At 55.2% G+C, this 19,756-nt stretch carries 19 protein-coding genes; 6 read left to right on the top strand and 13 right to left on the bottom strand.

Annotated elements, in window-relative coordinates; all coding sequences use genetic code 11:
- The 6 genes from HDF09_RS06290 to HDF09_RS21270 form a co-directional block, all read right to left on the bottom strand.
- A partial coding sequence (locus HDF09_RS06290) for a transposase (RefSeq protein ID WP_183763492.1) occupies positions 1-527 on the bottom strand: 527 nt, incomplete at its 3' end.
- 160 nt (positions 528-687) lie between these two features.
- On the bottom strand, positions 688-1,545 hold the full coding sequence (locus HDF09_RS06295) for a hypothetical protein (RefSeq protein ID WP_183763495.1): 858 nt from the start codon (positions 1,543-1,545) through the stop codon (positions 688-690).
- A 416-nt stretch (positions 1,546-1,961) separates the two neighbouring features.
- Complete coding sequence (locus HDF09_RS06300; RefSeq protein ID WP_183763497.1) at positions 1,962-3,206, bottom strand: phthiocerol/phthiodiolone dimycocerosyl transferase family protein; 1,245 nt, start codon at positions 3,204-3,206, stop codon at positions 1,962-1,964.
- Between the two features lie 189 nt (positions 3,207-3,395).
- The gene (locus tag HDF09_RS06305) at positions 3,396-4,211 is read right to left on the bottom strand and encodes a class I SAM-dependent methyltransferase (RefSeq protein WP_183763498.1); all 816 of its coding nucleotides are present in this window, start codon (positions 4,209-4,211) and stop codon (positions 3,396-3,398) included.
- Between the two features lie 866 nt (positions 4,212-5,077).
- Positions 5,078-6,352, bottom strand: coding sequence for a glycosyltransferase (locus HDF09_RS06310; RefSeq protein ID WP_183763500.1), 1,275 nt, complete (start codon positions 6,350-6,352; stop codon positions 5,078-5,080).
- 274 nt (positions 6,353-6,626) lie between these two features.
- A complete protein-coding gene (locus tag HDF09_RS21270) occupies positions 6,627-7,238 on the bottom strand; it encodes a DUF3455 domain-containing protein (protein WP_183763502.1) in 612 nt (203 codons plus the stop codon).
- Positions 7,239-7,694: 456 nt separating this feature from the next.
- On the opposite strand from HDF09_RS21270, the gene HDF09_RS06320 reads away from it, so the two are divergent.
- The 3 genes from HDF09_RS06320 to HDF09_RS06330 all read left to right on the top strand — a co-directional run bounded on the left by HDF09_RS06320 (position 7,695) and on the right by HDF09_RS06330 (position 9,865).
- Positions 7,695-8,216, top strand: coding sequence for a cupin domain-containing protein (locus tag HDF09_RS06320; protein ID WP_183763504.1), 522 nt, complete (start codon positions 7,695-7,697; stop codon positions 8,214-8,216).
- A gap of 212 nt (positions 8,217-8,428) precedes the next feature.
- Entirely contained in the window at positions 8,429-9,223 is a 795-nt protein-coding gene (locus tag HDF09_RS06325; RefSeq protein ID WP_183763508.1) for an SDR family NAD(P)-dependent oxidoreductase, read from the top strand.
- Between the two features lie 102 nt (positions 9,224-9,325).
- Positions 9,326-9,865: a chorismate mutase gene (locus HDF09_RS06330; RefSeq protein WP_183763511.1), complete on the top strand. Its 540-nt coding sequence runs from the start codon at positions 9,326-9,328 to the stop codon at positions 9,863-9,865.
- A gap of 347 nt (positions 9,866-10,212) precedes the next feature.
- Here the strand turns inward: HDF09_RS06330 and HDF09_RS06335 are convergent, their stop codons facing one another.
- From HDF09_RS06335 to HDF09_RS06350, 4 genes are all read right to left on the bottom strand, one after another.
- A complete protein-coding gene (locus tag HDF09_RS06335; protein WP_183763514.1) occupies positions 10,213-11,088 on the bottom strand; it encodes an anti-sigma factor family protein in 876 nt (291 codons plus the stop codon).
- A complete protein-coding gene (locus tag HDF09_RS06340; protein WP_183763517.1) occupies positions 11,085-11,651 on the bottom strand; it encodes a sigma-70 family RNA polymerase sigma factor in 567 nt (188 codons plus the stop codon). The genes HDF09_RS06335 and HDF09_RS06340 overlap by 4 nt, the downstream gene beginning before the upstream one ends.
- Positions 11,652-11,801: 150 nt before the next feature.
- Positions 11,802-12,761 carry a quinone oxidoreductase family protein gene (locus HDF09_RS06345; protein ID WP_183763520.1) on the bottom strand — a complete coding sequence of 320 codons (960 nt, stop codon included), beginning with the start codon at positions 12,759-12,761 and terminating at the stop codon, positions 11,802-11,804.
- A gap of 54 nt (positions 12,762-12,815) precedes the next feature.
- Positions 12,816-13,421 (bottom strand): TetR/AcrR family transcriptional regulator, encoded by a 606-nt coding sequence (locus HDF09_RS06350; protein WP_183763523.1) that lies wholly within the window; start codon positions 13,419-13,421, stop codon positions 12,816-12,818.
- A gap of 236 nt (positions 13,422-13,657) precedes the next feature.
- Between HDF09_RS06350 and HDF09_RS06355 the strand changes: the two genes are divergently transcribed.
- The 3 genes from HDF09_RS06355 to HDF09_RS06365 all read left to right on the top strand — a co-directional run bounded on the left by HDF09_RS06355 (position 13,658) and on the right by HDF09_RS06365 (position 17,585).
- Positions 13,658-14,836 (top strand): 2-isopropylmalate synthase, encoded by a 1,179-nt coding sequence (locus HDF09_RS06355; RefSeq protein WP_183763526.1) that lies wholly within the window; start codon positions 13,658-13,660, stop codon positions 14,834-14,836.
- Positions 14,837-15,579: 743 nt separating this feature from the next.
- The gene (gene dinB, locus HDF09_RS06360) at positions 15,580-16,728 is read left to right on the top strand and encodes a DNA polymerase IV (RefSeq protein ID WP_183763542.1); all 1,149 of its coding nucleotides are present in this window, start codon (positions 15,580-15,582) and stop codon (positions 16,726-16,728) included.
- A 104-nt stretch (positions 16,729-16,832) separates the two neighbouring features.
- Positions 16,833-17,585 carry a hypothetical protein gene (locus HDF09_RS06365; protein ID WP_183763545.1) on the top strand — a complete coding sequence of 251 codons (753 nt, stop codon included), beginning with the start codon at positions 16,833-16,835 and terminating at the stop codon, positions 17,583-17,585.
- A gap of 67 nt (positions 17,586-17,652) precedes the next feature.
- Here HDF09_RS06365 and HDF09_RS06370 read toward each other — a convergent pair whose 3' ends face one another.
- From HDF09_RS06370 to HDF09_RS06380, 3 genes are all read right to left on the bottom strand, one after another.
- A complete protein-coding gene (locus tag HDF09_RS06370; RefSeq protein WP_183763547.1) occupies positions 17,653-18,486 on the bottom strand; it encodes a restriction endonuclease in 834 nt (277 codons plus the stop codon).
- Between the two features lie 188 nt (positions 18,487-18,674).
- Positions 18,675-19,118, bottom strand: coding sequence for a MerC domain-containing protein (locus HDF09_RS06375; RefSeq protein WP_183763551.1), 444 nt, complete (start codon positions 19,116-19,118; stop codon positions 18,675-18,677).
- Complete coding sequence (locus HDF09_RS06380; protein ID WP_183763554.1) at positions 19,115-19,732, bottom strand: class I SAM-dependent methyltransferase; 618 nt, start codon at positions 19,730-19,732, stop codon at positions 19,115-19,117. The genes HDF09_RS06375 and HDF09_RS06380 overlap by 4 nt, the downstream gene beginning before the upstream one ends.
- Positions 19,733-19,756: the final 24 nt, after the last annotated feature.

Here is a 19,756-nt window from a genome sequence, read left to right on the forward strand (position 1 = left end):
TGTTGTTCTTCGTCGGCCTTTTCGACACTGTCAAGGTGGCGTTGCAGTGCAAGTCGCTCGCGAGTGCTATCCACGCTAGCAACAGCACGAAACTTAGAGCCATCGATAGCGATCCACTCACCTCGGATTAGTCCACAACCGCGTGCAAAGCGGATCAGTTCTACCCCCGCTGCCGTTACTGCATCGCGGTGCATCCGACGGAACTCAGCGATGCTCTTATGGTCTGGATACAGGCGCCCCAGGAGCCACATCAACTCGACGTTCCGACGGCACTCAGCTTCCAAGCGCCGCGACGAGCGGATCTGATTCAGATATCCGTACAGATACAGTTTCAAGAAGTCGCGCGGATCGTAGCCAGGTCGTCCCGTATCGGCGGCCTTTGCGCGCTCGAAGCCGAGGTCTGACATCTCGAGTTTCTCGACGAATGCGTCGATCACACGGCACACGTGATCTGCGGGTACGAAGTCGTCCAATACCACAGGAAACAGTGTTCCCTGACTCCGTCCCTCGCCTTGGATGTAACTCATAAGGAGATCTGCCTCCGCTTCCGCACCAGCATCTTCTCATCTGCCCCTGTTTAAAAACGAAAGCCTTTCTCATCACCACGAAATTCGTTTACAACAGGTACAACGAGTACACGATGACGTAAAGGCAGAGCCACCAGGGGGAGAGGCCCTTTTGGGGGCATTACGGCATCATGAAGTGAACGCCCGGTGCCGTCAGGAAGATAATCACGATAAACAAGGCTGCAAAGAAAAGAGCGGTAGGACTGATGGGAACGACTTCTTCCGGTGCTGATTCTTTGCGAAGCCTGCGAGCGACCGGTGCGACAAAGAGCAGGATGGCCTGCCCCATCAGGCTTGCGGGCAGCACGGAAATGAGCATGAGATATCTTCCGTTTGGGATCCGAAGGCCCGCAAGACAGAAGATGAACGTCGCCGCAGCATATGGGACCAGAGCGAGTCGGGTGAGGCTCTCAGGGAACGTGCTAAAGAGCGCAGCAAAGAAGCGCACAACACCAGTGCAGATCAGTGTGCCGAAGACGATCTCAAGAACACGTAGCAATGTCTGATGTGGCCAGAATGCGATCACTTCTTTCCAGTCGCCCACACCCGCGAGCCCCGAATAGATGATGTAGCAGAAACCATGGAAGATGCCCACCGCGACTACCAGCCAAAGAAAAATGCGGAGTGTAATATTTGCCCGCTTACGCATCGCAAGAATAAGCAATGGATATAGCAAGATGCCGAGGAGAATAGTGGAGAGGGACCCGGCTGCATTGATAAAACGATAACCCAACCTTCCCGGAGCGAAGGCAGCGAGCATGTCAGATGAATCTATCGACGTTGAGGTCAAGACGAAATGGTGCGCGCCGAGCATACGAAACGCTACACCATGCCCAAGGACCTCGTGACACATCACCACCACGTAGTAGGCCAGAAACCCAATCGCTGCAAGTGTTGGGACGCTATGTCTATACGGATGCGCGTGATTGCCAGCTGCAGGAGTGGAGGTAGTCATTTGAGCAGGAGTGAGGGGAGTCATTTAAGGTGTCCTTAGAAAAATAAATTGGCCAGTTGTTAGAAAACCGCACATCGAGAGTTATTCCCAAACCGTGCTCCTGAAGTTCCTCGAAGGCGGTGTTGAGGATGAGATCTCTAATTTCTTCAGGACGAAGGCGTTTCCAGACTTTGTCGAGATACAGAAATCAATTGCCGTAATCTTAGATGCTACGATACGGTGCGTAGCTCCAGAAAAAAGTGCTGATTTTTTATCAGTAGACGATGCAATGGAGCACGGGGCAGAAATTGATTCGTCCCGACAAACGCGGACAATGTCACTCCTGCTCCTTTGGGCTCTGCGTTACAGTGATTAATCGGCATTTCTTTTCATAGATATATCGCACTCTCGAGAGACGCAGCGGTTTGAATCTGCTGGCGAGGTCAAGTTTGGGAATTGGGTTAGATCGCGCATGCTTTGCGGAGTACCTCTACCACACCCGCTAGCAGGCCGCGGATTGGCGTGGGGCTCGTGTGCGTGAGGTGCAGCGAACCGTTGACCGTGACCGCTCCAAGGGTCTGCTCTCCTTCGATGCCGCGGAGTGCACACGGTGCCCAGAGGGTCTCGAGTTTTAGGGGGCCGAATGTGCCGTCGAATGGGAGACGGCCGAGATTTGAGAGCATGACCTGCGCGTTGAACGCGTTTCGTTTGAGTTGAAACGCCTGTTCGACGGTGAGGTTGGACGAGACAGCTGCGGATTGGAGATCGATCATCCTGGATATATTTTCTGTGCTCTTGACGGCAGAGAGGCCATCTTTCGCGAACCGTGCGAGGTCCCAGATCGTCATCGAGCCGTTTGGCGCGATCGAGATCTCACCGCCGCCGAAGGAGACCATGCATTGATCTTTAAGGCCAAGAATATCGCGGATCTCAGCAGGCGACATGATGCGAAGCGGGTTATTGCGCCAGTTTTCATCGATGGCTCTCCCCGCGATAGCGAGCGCGGCGGAAATGGCGGCGTGGATGGTGACGCCTTCCTCGCGAGCGCGGCGCTGGAGTGCGGTGGTCAGTTCTTGCGTGAGTGCAATTCCTTCCACATGCGGTGGGAGAGGGCGCGGAGCAGCGAAGGATGGTAGGCCGGGCTCGGTGGAGGTGCGCTGTTGCGCGCCGAAGAGAATTTCGCGAGAAGACGTCAGTGGCAGAGCCTCGAGGGCATGTCCGGTGAGAGCGAGGAGGATGTCACGCAAAAGAAAGATGCGGGAGGAGCCGTCGCAGACAGCGTGATGTGAGGAGAGGATGAAGATGCAGTGCTTCTCCTGATGGAGCAGTACAGCTCGAAAGAGAGGGGCCTGATCAGGAGTGAAAGGTTCGTTTACTTCTTCGGCAATCTCCCGCTGCCATCGGGCATTGGGCGAACTAACCACGCGGAGCGGGATGCGCTGGCCGGTGACGCGGCGAAAGTGAGGGACGCGGTTGAAGGTGGTGTCAATGCAGGCAGAGAGCAGCGGGTGGCGCTGCTGTACTGCGTCGAGCGCGTCGCGCCACTGTTGGACGGTTGTGTGGCCGGCGATTTGGGCCGCGAGTGCTCCATTAGTGGGAAAGTACTGGTCGAAGAGGCAGAAGAGCTCTTCAAAAGCGCCGAGGGGGCGGAGTAGATTGCCGGGCAGGAGTTCGAGAGGCTGAAGTTCAAGGAAGGTCGAAGACATGATGCTCTCCTTTTCTAGGTTTGAGGCGAGAGGTCCAGACTCGCCGTTGCGTTGAAGAGGTGTACAGCGACGAGGCACGTCTGACGTGGAATCGTGATGGTCGAGAACTGTTTCGTTCCTGGTCGGTTGTACAGCATGATGTCAATTGGTGGCGGCCCCTCTGCACGTAGGTTCAAGAGCAAACGCTGTTCAGAGCCGCGCCCAGGCACAAACCTGCGCAGGTCCATAGATCTGGCTGCGCGCTTTGATGACTGCATCTCTGAGTCGGCTTTCAAGGCCGTCCATTGCAATTGTCTCCGCCGGCATAATCCTCATTCTTTCCAGTTGAGGCTTAAGGGTTTGCAAAAGTTCAGCGAGTGAACCATAAAGAGGTGAATCCGCGCTGCCCCCGACTAGTTCCTCGCAGAACAGATGGGGATACGGCAGGCCGGCCTCGGAAAAATGCCCGCCGAGCCGATCGGCGCCATCGTAGTTGGGCACCGACGACTGGAGAGCGATTCGAACAAGGTCGGTAGTCAGATCCCATAGCGGGACGTACGGAAAGGATTTAGTAATGCTGCCCATGCGAACTTCATGGAAGGCTAACGCTCCCCCAGGCCGGACCAAATGCGCGGCTTTACGCAATAGGGCGACCGGCTCCGGCTGGTGGACCAGTATGTATCGACCGATTACGAGATCGAAAGGTTCACCGGCGGAAAACTCTTCAACCGAGGCGTGTACAAAACTGATCTGCCGAAGCCTGGCTTCCTGGGTCCGCTTTCTGGCCACGTTGAGAACTTCCTGGCTGCGATCGATACCGACGACGATGCCTGCTGGGCCTACCAGTTCGGCAGCGAGCATAGAGACATCGCCGGCACCACAGCCCAAGTCCAGCACGCGCACGCCTGCATCGATTCCTGCGCTGCGGAGGAGACGCTCCGTGATCGGTCGCAACATGGCCGCCTGATTCTTCAGACGCTCGATCTCAGCCGACGAATGTCCAAGTGCATAGGTTGTCTCGCCCATTTTAGGCTCGTATTCCTCTCATCCAACGATTTGGTATTTCATCTTCACGAATCGCACAGTGTGGACGCTGGCCGTGCGCCTGTATTGGTAGAACACGCGAAGCACTTGTCTATTCCCAAACAAGACAGCAAGTTTTGTTATCCGAAGACTTGAACACCTAGCGCGCTATTTGTTTCGCCCACAAGGAATACAGGGCGATGCAAAGTGTTTTCTCACTACAGGATGTTGAAGACGCTCATCTCCCGCTTATCCATCATGTCGAATCGAACGAGGTTATTGGCTTGATCCCTTATCTAAGTCCTGAGCTTATTGCAGCAATCCTAAAGCTCGAAAGCACTTCCGCTGTTGATTTGCAGGTGGATTCTAAGTCAGTCTTGGAGAATTCTTCTCCAGCACTGCGATCCCAATCGGCTGTCAATGAAAAACTCGTGCGAATTACATTTCGACGGAAGGCGTCCTGGTTGCGATGCTCTCGTCTATTTGCGGTCGTGGGCAGACTGCTAGGCCCCTGGTTTCGATAAAAGATCTGCACCGGCCGTTTGAATCGCAACCGTGGTGTCTGGGCAACACAGGCGCAAAGCTCAAGACTCGGAGAACTCTCACCATCGGGCGATTAGAAGACCGGAGTACCCGTCTGTATCGGTGACGGGTCTCAGGAGAAGATCAATCAAGCACAGCAGACCCACGAAAAAGGCACGTCTCGCCTGAGCAAAGGGCGAATCGATCAGGCTTTCCGGAACCGGCACTGCGGGTCCGCTTTCGAATTCAAAACGAAGGGTGCTTTCCTTATCCAGGTTTGAGGTGAGAGACGCAGCCTCGCTGCTGCACGGGGAGGTGTGCAGCGACGAGGCATGTCTGGCGTGGAGCTACGCGCTGACCGTCTCGCGGACGCACTCCTTGATGAGGCTGATCAGTTCGGCTTCGACGTCGTGGCTGGCGAACTCGAGCGAGAGCTGTTGAGCGCGCTTACGGTAACCAGGCTGCGTGAAGATCTCGTTGACTGCGTGCCTAATGGCCTCAGGGGTCGCCTGGTTGGTGCGCAGATCAATCCCTGCGCCGGACCACTGGACGTGAGCAGAGACCTCTTCCTTATCTTCGGTAAGACCGGCGGAGATGACCGGAATGCCGTGGGAGATCGCCGTGTTCACGGTGCCGTAGCCTCCATTGGTGATGAGCAGGTCGATCTCCGGCATGATCTGCGCGTAGGGCAGGAATGAGGCGATGCGGGCGTTCGAGGGGATGGCAACGGGAATGGACTCGGCTGGTTGCCCGCCTGTGGTGACGATGATCGTGACATCTTCCCTGCCACCGAGTGCGACGAGCGCGGGAGCGATGACCTGGCCTAGGTCGCGATTGGCTATGGTGCCCTGGGTGATTAGGACGAGGCGCTTAGTGCGGTCGAGGCGCTGCCACCACTCGGGCAGCGTGGGCTGGCCAGCTGGCGTGGGCAACGCGCCGATGTATCGTACCTTCGAGTTGGAGTTAGGGTATTCGAAGCTCTCGATGCCAGGGTGCAGGTAGAGGTCGGGTAACTCGGTCATGGCTTCGAGGATGGGACATGGAAGCGCCGGACAACCAAGGCTGGCGAGGGCAGCGTTGACGGCCTGTTGCGCGGGCTGGAGAATGAAGTGCTCGCGGAGTTGCAGTTCTGCTTCGCGCTGCTCCGGAGTCTCGTCGGGGCGCATGGGAATGTTCTTCCCACTGCCGATATTGACAACGGAAACCCCAAGGTGGGCGATGGCGGGGCGCTTGTCGCGAGGGCCGACGAGCATGGGGAGAGTGCCCCAGTAGATGGAGTCAGCGAGAATGAGATCGGCTTGGAAGTCGTAAAGCGCCATCTTGAGGCTGGCGGACTGGGCGGCGATGTTGCGGGCAAAGAAGTGGACGAGAGCGTGGCCGGTCATCTCCATACCGGGCGACATCTGCATACGCTCGGGGTACGTCTCCAAGTAATAGCCTGCTGAGGTTTGGGCGTTGGGAATCTCTGCGAGAAAGCGATGACCGGCGGCTTCGACGGCAGGACGCAGGTCTTCGTTGACCTGCACGGCGACCTCGTGGCCGGACTCCTCTAACAGCGAGGCGACGGACAGAAGTGGATTGAGGTGTCCGGCCGCCGGTATAGAAGCGATAAGAAATTTCATAAAACCTTTCGTTAGTTAGTGGAAGAAATTGAAGCAGGTTTCTACAGACGGAGAGTCAGCAATACAAGCAGCGACAGAGTCTCTTGATGTAGGTCATAGACACGACGCGAAAAGTGGAGAGTCGGCCTCAATGGTCTCCGCGTAAGACTGAACACGGCGCCAATGTTTTTATTCCCGGCGCCAATAATAGCTTCGACGTGTTCTCGAGATCTGATTCAGGATGGAGGCCGCTGCCGTGCCTTGCGCCCTTCCAGCTATGAGCGCCATGTTTTGATCATTGCCCCGCTTCGTAGAAAGAATATGTCGCTGTGTAAGGAACGCTGCGCATTGCGTTCTGGCTGCAACTACCGTCAGGCACATTTCCCCCGTGCGTCCCGGTACGCTGGATAAATCGTACCGTCCCCAATCTTCCGGTACCGCCGACCGACTCAAGCAACAACCAGGGCACTGCGGTCGCATCGGGAGCAACTTGTTTGGCGACAGCCCTTCCTTTTACCCAACTACCATCATTGAGCTGCCACGTCGGACCTGCAAAGTGTCGTCCAATGACAGATCCCTCCTGATTGAGGAGCTTGGCATCCGGGGCCTTCAATGCCCAACGGCCATTGACGCAGCCGTAAACTTGATCTCCCCTTCCAACGGCCCGTAGCAGAAGTCTGGAGTGAGGAGGTACATCCATCGACTCGTTCGCCGTTTGGGCGATAGAGTCTCGAGCCATACACGCAACGGCGAGGACCAATGCAATCATCCCCAATCGCCGGGCATAAGGAGGCGAAGTTTTGTCGGATCTTTTTCGACCATCTCCGATGTCACGAGAGAGGTTGATATTTCCTAGAAGCTGCAAAACTGGAGTTAGAAGTATATCGAGTAATACATCAAGAGACATGGTTATACCGTCCGTAACGACCGGCCAGCAAGCGCTTGAGGAAGAACGCGGCTGGCCTCTTGAAACCAGAACACCGTCACAACTGGTTTATTCCGCGATGGACCGGAATGTTCCTAAATCGTCACACCTCCCTCTTGTGAGCGATCTATTCGATGTTGTCGCGTAAGGCCGCCTCATCCCTGACCAGGCGGTATCTACATATATATTTGCAGATTGTAGCCAGGCACACGTGATGACGCCGAGAGCGTGGCAGTTGGACTTGAGTTTATCGCAGCGAGTGGCCATCGGCGACCCTGAACTCAGCCGGAAGTTTTTTATGTCGTGCCTGGATGTGGGAATAAGTCTTCTTCCGGCGTGTTATTCCGAGTGTTGCAGACGACATCTACCAAGGCCGAAATAAATCGTTGAACTGAGCGTTTCAAATAGTAGGAGGTTATTATCCAGCGTCGTTCTTTCATGTCACTTGCGATCTCGGCAGCCTCTGCTGCTGTCTGTGGTCAATCACTTACACCTAACAGCCCCTCTCTAATTCATCCGGTCCTGTCTGGCGAGGACCGTCTAGATGAAGCTCACAGCCTCGGAATTACATCGATCGCCTTTAAGGTTCTAACTCGAGACACAAATAATGAGTTGTTCATCATCGAGCACACTACCCGTCAGAAGGGCGGCCCTCCTCGTCATATTCATCCGCATCAGGATGAATGGTTCTATGTCATAGAGGGAGAGTTCCTCTTTGAAGTTGGTCACGATCGTGTGACGCTTCGACCTGGAGGTTCCATCCTCGCACCAAGAAACCTGCCGCATGCATGGGCATTTGTCGGGAATAATGGAGGTAGGATGCTGATCTCCTATACCCCAGCAGGAAAGATGGAGGCATTCTTTCGAGAGGTAACCAAGGGCAACTCTATGCCACCTCAAGACGAGGCTCTGTTTGAAAAATTTGATCTGATTCTGACTGGTCCGCCTCTCTTGGTCTAAAACTTCAACACCGCGTCGTTGACGATCACCGTCTCATCGCTTGTGAAGGCTGCTCCACAGGTCCTCTCGGGCGACCGGCATTATCAGCAGCAATACCGAAGGCATTCGGCATCGCAGTTTGCTTTAGGTCGACGACAGTCATCCGTCCCGACACGCCCATCAGTCACTCGGCGCCGAATGAAGAACAAGTGAGAGGAATGTTAGGCGAGAGAATGGGAAATAGCTTTGAATTTGCTGGAAAGGTGGCACTCATCACCGGTGGAAACCGTGGCATTGGCGCTGCGGCTGCAAGGCGTGTCGCTGAGCTAGGTGCTCAGGTAGTCGTCACAGGAAGGCGGCAAAGCGAGGGGCAACTGCTCGTCAAGGACATCAAACGCAACAGCGGATCTGCGGCGTTCATCCAGGCAGACCTCAGCCAACCCGAGCAGGTGAAGCGGATCGTACCATTCACTCTCGAAACCTTCGGACGGCTCGACTACGCATTTAACAATGCCGGGATTTCCGGTGAAAACCGGTTGCTCACAGATCAGACCGAGAAAACATTTGACCGCGTCTTCGCTGTGAACGTAAAAGCCCTGTTTCTTCTGCTTCAGGACGAGGTCAAACAGATGATGACACAAGGGCAGGGGGGCTCAATCGTCAATACTGCCTCAGTCGGCGGCCTGCTAGCATTTCCAACCGCCGGGCCCTATGTGGCCAGCAAACACGCTGTGCTCGGCTTGACCAAGACTGCCGCGATCGAATGCGGACGATATGGTATTCGGGTGAACGCAGTGAGTCCTGGCGCGGTTAGGACTGAGATGTTGCTCGACGTATTTGGCACCCAAGAGGCGCTCGACGAAATGAGTGCGGTGCATCCCATTGGCCGGATCGGACGCCCGGAGGAGATCGCCGATGCAGTTGCATGGCTGTTTTCAAACAGATCATCCTATTACACAGGACAGTCCTTGACCCTTGACGGCGGTCTCACGGCGCAGCGCCCGTACGTGACGCAACCCTCCTTCTAGTCTCGGCACGACGAACCTAAGGAATAAATCAGCCGCTTGTGTGTTTAGAGTATCGGAGTTGAATCGTTAAAAATGCATTTTCACGTTGAGAAATTACCGATCTTGGCCATTGTCGCAATTGGCGGGAGCGCGGCCTACGCGCAGAATACAGTAGATCAGCTTCAACCGCTGGTGGAGACGACGGCGTGCCGACTCATGATTGGAGAACAGGTAGCGCTGGCGAAGTGGGATAGTAGCAAGGCCGTGGAAGATGTGCCGCGAGAGGCACAGGTGCTTCTAGACGCAATGAAGGATGGCGTGGCGAAGGGACTGGATCAAGCGTCGGTATCGAAGTTTTTCAAGGCACAGATCGAAGCCAATAAGTTTGTGCAGTACGCGCTGCTGGCGGACTGGTATCGCGCAGGCAAAGCACCGGAGCATGCGCCGGTCGATTTGTTAAAGGTGATCCGGCCGCAGTTGGATGAGGTGCAGAAGTCTCTGATTGCGGAACTGGTAGATACAGCAGCGGTTCGTACGAGCAAGACGTGCCGCGCGGATCTTGCTAAGGCGGTTGGGAAGTATGTATCCACGCATGCCCATGGTGGCGGACCGATTAATGCGGCGACGCTTGATCGTTCCTTGGCTGGCGCGTGCACATTGTGAATCACTTAGGCGAAAGCGAAGACTACGGGATCTGGAGAATGCCAAGTTTGGCCGTTTAGCGCATCGATCCCGTCAATTATCGCACTGGGTATCCAGGGAGCTGCTTGATCGACGATCTTTAGGTAACAAACATTCCCCTTTCTAAAAAAGCGCCAAACACACGAGGGTACAAAAGGGACATATCTACATCTGAGGCAAAAGAAGTGGTACTGGGCCTTGGGAAGGCCTTGAACGATGAGAACCATGAGGCAGCCAGAAGGTATGTTAGCGACAACATGAAGTAGGTCGGCCCCTTCGGTTCCCGCGCTTTTACGCCCGGTTTAGCTCGAACGGCACGATGATGCGTCCTAAAAGTGGTCGCCATCTACCATATTTTGGTGGCACACCATGCAGGACTGCCGTCCAGAGCCAGGTAAAGACGAGACAAGAGCGTACGTGAGCCCGTGAGTGCTCCAGGTAATGACAGCAAAGCCCACCTGCTTGCTGTAGTGAAAAACTATTCCACCGGAAGGGACTTCTTCTCCCCCGACAGCTGTAGCAGATTTGCTTGAGGAAACCAGAAGGCTGATCGTTTGCTGCTGCATCTGATAAGAAACCAGCGCAGCATATCCGTCTTTGTAGTTGACCAGGCGTCCCCCGGTTAACTGGTAGAGTTGCTCATGTCCGACTTCCTCCGCGGCCTCGGGAAGCCGAAAGTTGAAAGGCACCTTACCCGCAAACCATGCGCTGACTACGCGGGGTGATTCGGACTTGATCTCAAGAGGAAGACTGCCGTTCAAAGAACTGCGGTGGGCCGCAACTGCTGCTTCGATGTAGCTGTTAGCGCTTGCCTGCCGCAGAATGCCTGGTATTGGCAGGAGTCCTGCAGTAACGAGAAGAATTGCAGCTACCAACATCGGCCAATGGCGAACACCACGCCCCGCAGTTTGCACTGGCCGCGCTAAAACCTTCAAGACACGCTCTCGGAGGCGAAGAGGTGAGTAAGGTGCTGAAGTAGGGGACAGCTCCATCGTTTGTGTAACTTGCCTGCGCAGAGCGTCCGGAGCAGCGTACAGCGGCCGAGACCGATGGAGGAGATGGGACAACTCCTCTACTGCTTCAAGCTCCGCCGTGCAGGTTTCGCATTCTTCTAAATGAGCGCGAAATTCTTCAAGCTGCCGGCCGGTCAATTCCTTGTCGAGGAAGAGCTGAATGTTCGCGCCGTAATTATTGCAGCCCGTCATTTTGCGCCTCTCACTGACGGCGAATCAGACCTTTTCAGCGTTTCTGAAAGCAATGTACGAAGCTTTGCGCGCGCTCTCCCTAAACGCGACATCACTGTTCCTACAGGACAGTCCAATACACCCGCAATCTCCAGATAGGAGAGATCTTCATATTCCCGCAATAGGATAATCTCGCGAAATTCTACCGGCAGTTCCTGAATCGCCGCTCGTACTTGCTCGGTCTCCATCTTGCTCACGTAAAGATCATAGGCGTCTTTGGATGGCTCTATGATGCTGTTGGCAACACTATCCCCAACTTCGATCTCGACCATTTGCGGACCATTTCGCCATTTCCTCAACTGGTTGAACCAGACATTTCTCAAGATAGTAAAAAGCCAGCTCTTCATGTTGCTATCCGCTCGTAGTCTCCCCATTGCCTGCATGGCGCGAACGTATGTTTCCTGTACCAGATCCTCTGCTTCTGCGTGATTGCGGGTCAAGACCCGCGCGTAGCTGTACAGCCCGTCGAGATGCTCGATGCCAGTTGTGTCCGCCTGGGCTATACCGTCGTGCTTCCATGACATATTTGTTCACTCTCAACTTAACACCACACCGCCGAATCTATTCCCATGCTGGGATGAGTCCACGCCTGTTCCGGCGGTTTTTCTGCGGTCACGAATGGATCGAATAAGATCAGTCTCTTGTGTTCACGTACCTGCTTACAAATCGGCCCTCTACGGAAGCAGGAGCAGTTTGCCGGTCGTCTTCCGAGCATTCAAATCACGATGAGCCTGTTCGGCATCTGCTAAGGAATAGGAGCGTTCAATCCGCAGCTTGAGTTGGCCGCTGGATACAAGTGCAAATACTGCTGCTGCTCTCTCTACAAGGTCGGAACGAGTTGCTGTGTAGTGCTTCAAAATGGGACGGGTAACATGGAACGAACCGGTTGCAAGCATCTCCAGATCGAACGTCGGAAGCTTTCCACCCGCCGTGCCATAGAGAACAACGGTTCCCCGTTCCTCCAGACATAGGAGCGATTTCAAAAAGGTGGTCTTTCCCACGGAATCGTATACTGCCTTCATCCGCCGGCCAGCAGAGTTGATCCTTTCCGCAAAATCAACTTCCGTGTACTGAAAAACTTCGTCTGCACCTGCTTCAAGTGAGAGCGAAGCCTTTTCCCGCGTAGACACTGTAGCCGTGACACGTGCTCCGAGTGTCTTCGCCATTTGCGTCAACAATAAGCCCACGCCACCCGCCCCCGCGTGAATCAGAATTTCATCCCCTTTCCGGATAGGGTACGCAGAGTGAGACAAATAGTGTGCCGTCATCCCCTGCAGCATCACCGCCGCTGCCTGTTCGAAGCTGATGTCCGCGGGAATGGGTACGACACGGTCGGCAGGAGCCAATGCAAACTCCGCGTACGTTCCGAGGATGCTGCACCATGCGATGCGATCTCCTTCTTTAAGGGATCTCACCCCTTCGCCAACAGCTGCTATCGTACCGGAGGCCTCCTGTCCAGGAATGAATGGGACCGGATTGGCATAACGGCCTTCCCGAACATAGAGGTCGATGAAGTTCACGCCGCTGGCCGCTACCCGAATCAACACCTCGCCGGGACCAGGAACAGGCGTTGGAACTTCACGAATGCTCATCACTTCAGGGCCGCCGGTTTGTGTAATCTGAATTGCTTTCATTCTGAGATAACAGTCCTTTTAGAGATAACTATGGAGAGGATGATCTTGCGGCTCCTAATCCTTCCGAACGCGCAAACCATCCAGTACAGCGGAAAATATTTCTCGCACACAGGCGTCGGAGAGGGGCCCTGATCCGATCATGAGCCGGTAGTAAAGCCATCCATAGAGCGCATCGAGCGTTTCGTCCAGATTGACGTCAGAGCGAAGTTCCTTATTCCGTATGGCAGATTGAATAACCTCTTTCGCAGCCTCTCGTCGGGGAGTGATCCAACGCGTGCGAAAGGCCTCAGCCAATTCCGCATCGAACTGGGCTTCGCCAAGGAGGGCCTTGATCATCGAGCCGAAGGGTCCTCGGAATGCCTTGGCCAAAGCCAGCATCTGGAGGCGAATGCTTTCTACATAACTGGACTTCCTGGGAAATTCGATTCCCGGTCCGATTTTGAAGAGGAAAGCCTCCATGACCATGGCGGCCTTGTTGGGCCAGCGGCGGTAAATGGATGTCTTCGCTATACCCGTTTTGGCAGAGATGGATTCAACGGTGACTGCGCGAAAACCGTGCTCCAGGAGGTCCTCGAAGACGGTGTCGATGATCACAGCTTCAATTTCTTCAGGACGAAGGCGTTTCACAGACCTTCTATCCTTCTCGATACGTTTCGACATCCCCACTCCTGGGCTCCCCGCAAATCGCAGGGATCAATTACTCGTAACTATAGATGCTACGATACGGTGCGTAGCTTCAAAAAAAGTGCTGATTTGTTATGGATCGGGAAATTGAATCGGACCTTCGTCTGCGATATACAGATGGAAGATGTATAGCCCGATTAGAACTTCTGATACCCAGCTCCGGAAGTCAGAAGCCTACATTATGATTACGTCCAGACCGAGGATCGAATTCTATGCCTAGCTCGAACCACATCATTTTCTTCGACACCACCCTGCGTGACGGCGAACAGTCCCCCGGCTGCACCATGCACCACGAGGAAAAACTCCGCCTAGCCCACCAGATCGCGGCCCTTGGCGTCGATGTCCTCGAGGCCGGATTTGCCATCGCCTCCGACGGCGACTTCGCGGCCATCCGAGCGGTCGCCCGTGAAGTCCGCGGCCCCCGCATCGCCTCGCTCTCACGCTGCAAACGCGAAGACATCGAGGCCTCTGCCCGCGCCGTCGAGCCTGCCCCCTCCAACCGCATCCACATCGTCCTCGCCTCTTCCGACCTCCATCTCGAGTGCAAGCTCCGCATCACCCGCGACCAGGCCCTCGACCAAGCCGCCGAGTCGGTCCGCCTCGCCCGCTCCTTCACCGAAGACGTAGAGTTCTCCACCGAGGACGGCACCCGCTCCGACCCCGAGTTCCTCCTCAAGATGATCACCGTCGCCGTCCAGGCCGGCGCCACCACCATCAACATCCCCGACACCGTCGGCTACACCACCCCCGAGGAGTACGCCGCGATCTTCCGCCTGGTCAAAGCCCGCGTCCCGGGAATTGACGACATAGTCCTCTCCGCACACTGCCACAACGACCTCGGTATGGCCGTAGCCAACTCTCTGGCCGGCATCGAAGGCGGCGCCCGCCAGGTCGAGTGCACCATCAATGGCATCGGCGAACGCGCCGGCAACGCCGCTCTTGAAGAGATCGCCGCCGCCCTCATGGTTCGCCGTGACAAGTTCCCCTACACCAACAACATCGTCCTGAGCCAGCTCTACCCCACCAGCCAGATGCTCGCCGAGTGTATCGCCTTTGGCTGCTCACCCAACAAGGCCGTCGTCGGAGACAACGCCTTCGCCCACGAGTCGGGCATCCATCAGCACGGCATGATGGCCAATCCCCTCGCCTACGAGATCATGACTCCCGAATCCGTTGGCGCGGGCCACACCAAGCTCGTCCTCGGCAAACACTCCGGCCGTCGCGCCCTCGCCGACCGTCTCGAAAAACTCGGCCACCCGCTCGACCGCAACCAGGTCGACGAAGTCTACGCCCGTTTCACCGAACTCGCCGACCGCAAGAAATCCATCTACGACCAGGACCTGCTCGGCCTCTTGCAACCCGGCAAATCAATCCCCGTCGCAACAGTCTAGACCGCCTTTGCCGTCGTTCTCTCTAATCACTTTCAAGCGCTTTTGTTGTCGTTGTTCCTCATCCATTGCATCCGATTCGACCTGATCGCTCTTACGGTCGCTGTGAGAGTTGGCTCGCAGTTCGCGGACGTTCGCTACGATGACCTCATCGCCGAGCTCCTGCCGCTGCTCGCTGGTCCAGATCGAAATACGTTCCCGCCTCCATCGCGACGCGTGCCAGAGGCATCCGGAAAACCTGGTCAGCCCATTTCTCGTCACTTGGCTCAAGGGTTTGTCGCCAAATCGGAAGTGGCACAAGGGACAGTCTTCGTCCGATCAAAGAGTTTCGTAACAGTCTCGAACAGGCCCGCTGAGATGGGGAGCGGAAGACGCGAAGCGGCTAAAGCAAGGGAAGAGACTTCTTCCCTTGACGAGACTTCGCCCCAAAAATCAATCTAACGCTATGGGCGAACAAGAAGCGAATGTGATTGAATGGATGCGAGGAGATTTCACTGAGCCAACGACCTCACAATTCGCCCGGCCCGGGATGGACAGACGATGACCCTCCTGCTTGCTCCGTGGGTATGAATTTGCTTCGTCAACTTAGAGATGCACGTCCGAACGACTATGCCTTCCTTGAAGCACAGGACTTCGCTGATCTCAGTACATCTGCCTTTATCGGCATTCCGGAGTGGGATGCTTTCAGAGAGCATTGCAAGACGTGTGAAGACTGCTTGAAGTGACGTGCAGCAAGATTACAGACCATGACAGCCTCCGATGCCCAACACGCAGTTGACGATGGCACTTCTGCTCCTCTTCGCAAAATCGTTCATGTGGATATGGACGCCTTCTATGCCTCGGTCGAACAGCGAGACAATCCGGAGTTTCGTGGGAAACCGGTCGTGGTTGCTTGGAAGGGCAAACGATCCGTTGTCTGCGCTGCGTCCTATGAAGCCAGATGGTTCGGCGTGCGTTCCGCGATGCCGGCGGTTACGGCGGAGCGAATGTGCCCCAATGCGATCTTCATACCTCCAGATTTCACCCGATACAAAGCTTTCTCGCGGGCGGTCCGTGAAATCTTTCAGCGACACACCGACCTGATTGAACCGCTGTCTCTCGATGAAGCATATCTGGATGTGACCGAGAACAAGATGCAGCTTGCAACGGCAACGCGAGTTGCGAAGATGATCCGTGAACAGATCCGCGAAGAGCTAAATCTCACAGCTTCCGCTGGCGTGGCACCGAACAAGTTTCTGGCAAAGATCGCATCCGACTGGAAGAAACCCAACGGACTCTTTGTGATCCAACCGCACGAAATACAGAGCTTTCTTCTCCCATTGCCGGTGGGTCGCATCCCTGGAGTAGGACAGGTCACAGAAAGCCGTATGAAGGCAGTTGGCATAGCTACGGTCGGCGATCTCTATGCCCTGGAACTGTCTACCCTTGAACATCACTTCGGAAGCTATGGCCTGCGCCTCTATCAACTCGCCCGCGGTATCGACCGCAACCCTGTGGTGCCAAACCGAGTCAGCAAGTCCATCTCTGCCGAGGACACGTTTCCCGAGGACATTCCCCTGGCAGACACAGAGCCAAAGATTCGACTCCTGGCTGAGAAAGTTTGGAAGTCTTCGCACGCCAATGCACGGGCAGCGAAGACGGTAGTTCTGAAGCTCAAAACGAAGGAGTTCAATAGCCTCACGCGAAGCCTCACCCTTCTGGCTCCTCCCTCATCTTGCGACGAACTTACAGGCATCGCCCTCGCGCTACGCGAACGGGTTGAGATGGGGCCGAAGCAGCTCTTCCGTCTGGTGGGGGTTGGCCTCAGTAATTTTCAGACAGCCGAAGACCCCGCTTCGCCCCTCTTTGTTGAAGAACTCGCCGAAAGGGGCTATGAGCAAACAGGATTTCAATGAGACGCCTGATTCGCCTTAATCAATACAATTGAAGCTGCTACACAAAAAAACACCCCAAACGGACTGTTCTATTGCTCGGCAAACGGTTGGAACTCGAAGAGCTGATGAGATGTCCCACCGATTGGGAGGCGGAGACTCATATCGAGAATTGGCAGTGGAGCATCGTTCATCTGGATTGGCTTCATTGCCTGAGCGAACGCATGGCGGAAGCGGCTGACGTTCCCGTCACGCCCGACGACTACAACGAACTCTTCGAAGACGCCAAGGATGCCTACGAACTCGACCAATTGCTTATAAACCTCCGGTTGCGGCGACCGGAAGCGGTGGACCTATATAGAAAGCGAGCGGGACGGCTGGCGGGGTTAAACTTCATGACCCCGGCTGATCACGGCAAGCATTTCCGCGCCACGATCTCGAAGGAAGCGGTCGCCGCCCGGAGTAAATATGGGCCGTCCTTGTTCTGGGTGAACTACCGCAGCGATCTATTGAAGAGTACGTTCTGGGGTTGGTTCCAGATGTTCTTCGATTCCGTGCTGTGGGAGCAGAGCTCCCCTTTCCTCATCGACCCCATGATCGTCTATGGCCGCGTCAACGACGAAGACAACAAGCCCGCCAAGGACCTTTACCACACGCCGATGGGTAAGCTCTGGCAAAGGTTCATTCACGACACAAACTTGCGGATCTGCATGAACACGCTGCTGCCGGTCGGTGCCTGTGAAGGACAATTGACTTCGTTCCTCTGCTATGACCTCCACATCGAAGCCAAGACGGTGCATTGCTACCCGGTATCCGAAGAGGAAGCGGAGCGGGTGATGCAAGGCGGAGAAATCATCGGCAACGATGCACTGAACTGCTAACGAGGAGCATCACGCGACGGTCGCGAAAGACGCAGCGCGTCTGAAGCGAGGAAGGAGACTCCTCCCCCTAGAGTGAAGAAGTCCACCTGTTGTCCAGCAATTCCCGGACAGGGATGTACGCCAATCCGGTCTCGCCAGCGCGTCTTGTCTTGAGATTGATGACTTCCACCAAGTTGAGTTTGTGTACGAGAATATCGCGTAGGTCATCACCGGAAAGACAGATTAATCGCGTGCTGTCCCCAGATCTAAAAGCAGTCAAACCTTCCTCGCTAAAACCAGAGTTGCTTACGTACAAACCTCTGGTCCAAGTCGCCTTCGTTCGCACCTTCCCAGCAAAGGACTGAAGTTCGCTGTTGCCGATCGGGGCTGCCTGCCACTTCGCTTCGACCAGATATGTATTGCCTTGAAGATCGAAGCTGCCATCGATTTGCTCACCTATCAACCGGAAGGACTTGCGCGGGGAAAGTCTGTAGACAGCAAACAACGAGTCGAGAAAGCCTTCAAATGCAAAGCCGCGGGGCTGTGGCGACAGACTCTCAAGTTCCATCAATCGCGTGGCTAGACGCTCGTGTAGGGGCTGCACAACTGCCATGTTCAGTCCTTTGTCTGTCAGCCACCATTGCATGTTCGCGTAGCTTCTGGCGATCACATCGAATGCGTCCCCAGGGCAACCGAAGACGACATATCCACGAGCGATTTCTGGCTCCGCCAGAATCTCCGACAGGGACTCTATTGGGATACCTAGGTTCGAAACTTTGGCGATTCGCTCGACTAACTCCAAGTTGGTCGTAGGGCCTTTCATCGAGAGGGACGCAAAGTTGTCCTCGATTAACTTCGCAAACGTAGCTTCATCAACCGAGTTGTCGTAATCGCTAAAACGTTCCCATAGGTGAAATTTCATCGCGTTCCGCCCCTGATGTTCTGTTCTCGACATATCAGACTGGCGCGCTCGCCGTTGACAACGGAGCTAGTACATCTCGTCTGCTTTCGCGAGGCATTCGCTGAACACAATCCACCCCTAGTCAACATCAATCCAAACTTGCACATTTATGTAGTGCCTTTCAGCAGAAACGGTGGTTACAGCACCGCTTAGTCCGAGTGGCTGCAACTGCAATCGCGACAGAATGTGTGATTGGTTCTGTGGGCGGCGATCATAAACCCGCTGCCAATCAAAGTAACGAGAACCTCAACCCCATGTGACGCCAGATGATCTCCCCAGAAGGCACCACCGAAGATGAAGGCCAAGCCAACAGCCATGAGCGCCAGCACGCGCCAAGAGCGATGCCTACGGTAACCCTTCACCAATGCAATGGCCCCAAGCGCGGCAATGGCGACTGCCAGCGTGCGATGCGTTTTCTCTTCCGACGGGAGGAAATGAGCTGAGACGGCGGAAAGAGAGAGCACCACCGGAGTTAGCAGGCAGTGGACCACGCAGAGCGTCGATGTCCAGACGCCGATTTGGTCCACTGGAAACGCGAGCGTCCGGCTGCGATTGTTCGTCGCGGGGTCCTGTGGGAGTCGGGATTCAGTCATATACCTATCCTATTCGGTGTGGTGATTTCTCTAAACCCAGGTTTCTTCCCGACATACTCCACCACACCACGGTCGCGTACAGGCCGTTCTTGATGGCGCATCACCCGCAGTCCTGGGAGCATCGACAGGATTTCATTCCTCGCCAGTGGCCTGACGCTGGCTGGCGCGACTCCTTCATAGGAATTCCAACTGACGCTGCTCTTGCAAATCAAAATGCCGCCGGCCTTCAGCGTCGATAGCACCTTCGGACAAATGTCCCGATCAAAATGGTAAAACATCACGATCAGGTCGAAATAGGCGGGTTTGAACGGATATTCCTTGGCGTCGAGCGCAAACAAGTCCAACGCCAAATCGAGTTGACGTGCTTTCTGATCGAGTTTTTGGATCGCGACCTCGGAGATGTCCACGACCGTGACCTGCCAGTTTCTCTTTCCCAGCCAGAGCGCATGTCTGCCATTCCCGCCGGCCAGGTCGAGGGCAGTGCCGCCATTTGGAAATGAATCCGCGACAAACTGATCGAACGAGGACAGATAGAAAGGGTCTGGTTTCTCAAGAGAGGGGAGGCCTTGTTCGTATTTGAGGTCCCAATGGGAACGTTGTTCGTCCAAAGGCATATTCAAAATATACTATAGGGGACT

Origin of the sequence: Edaphobacter lichenicola (assembly GCF_014201315.1) — a bacterium.
Taxonomy (GTDB): domain Bacteria; phylum Acidobacteriota; class Terriglobia; order Terriglobales; family Acidobacteriaceae; genus Edaphobacter; species Edaphobacter lichenicola_B.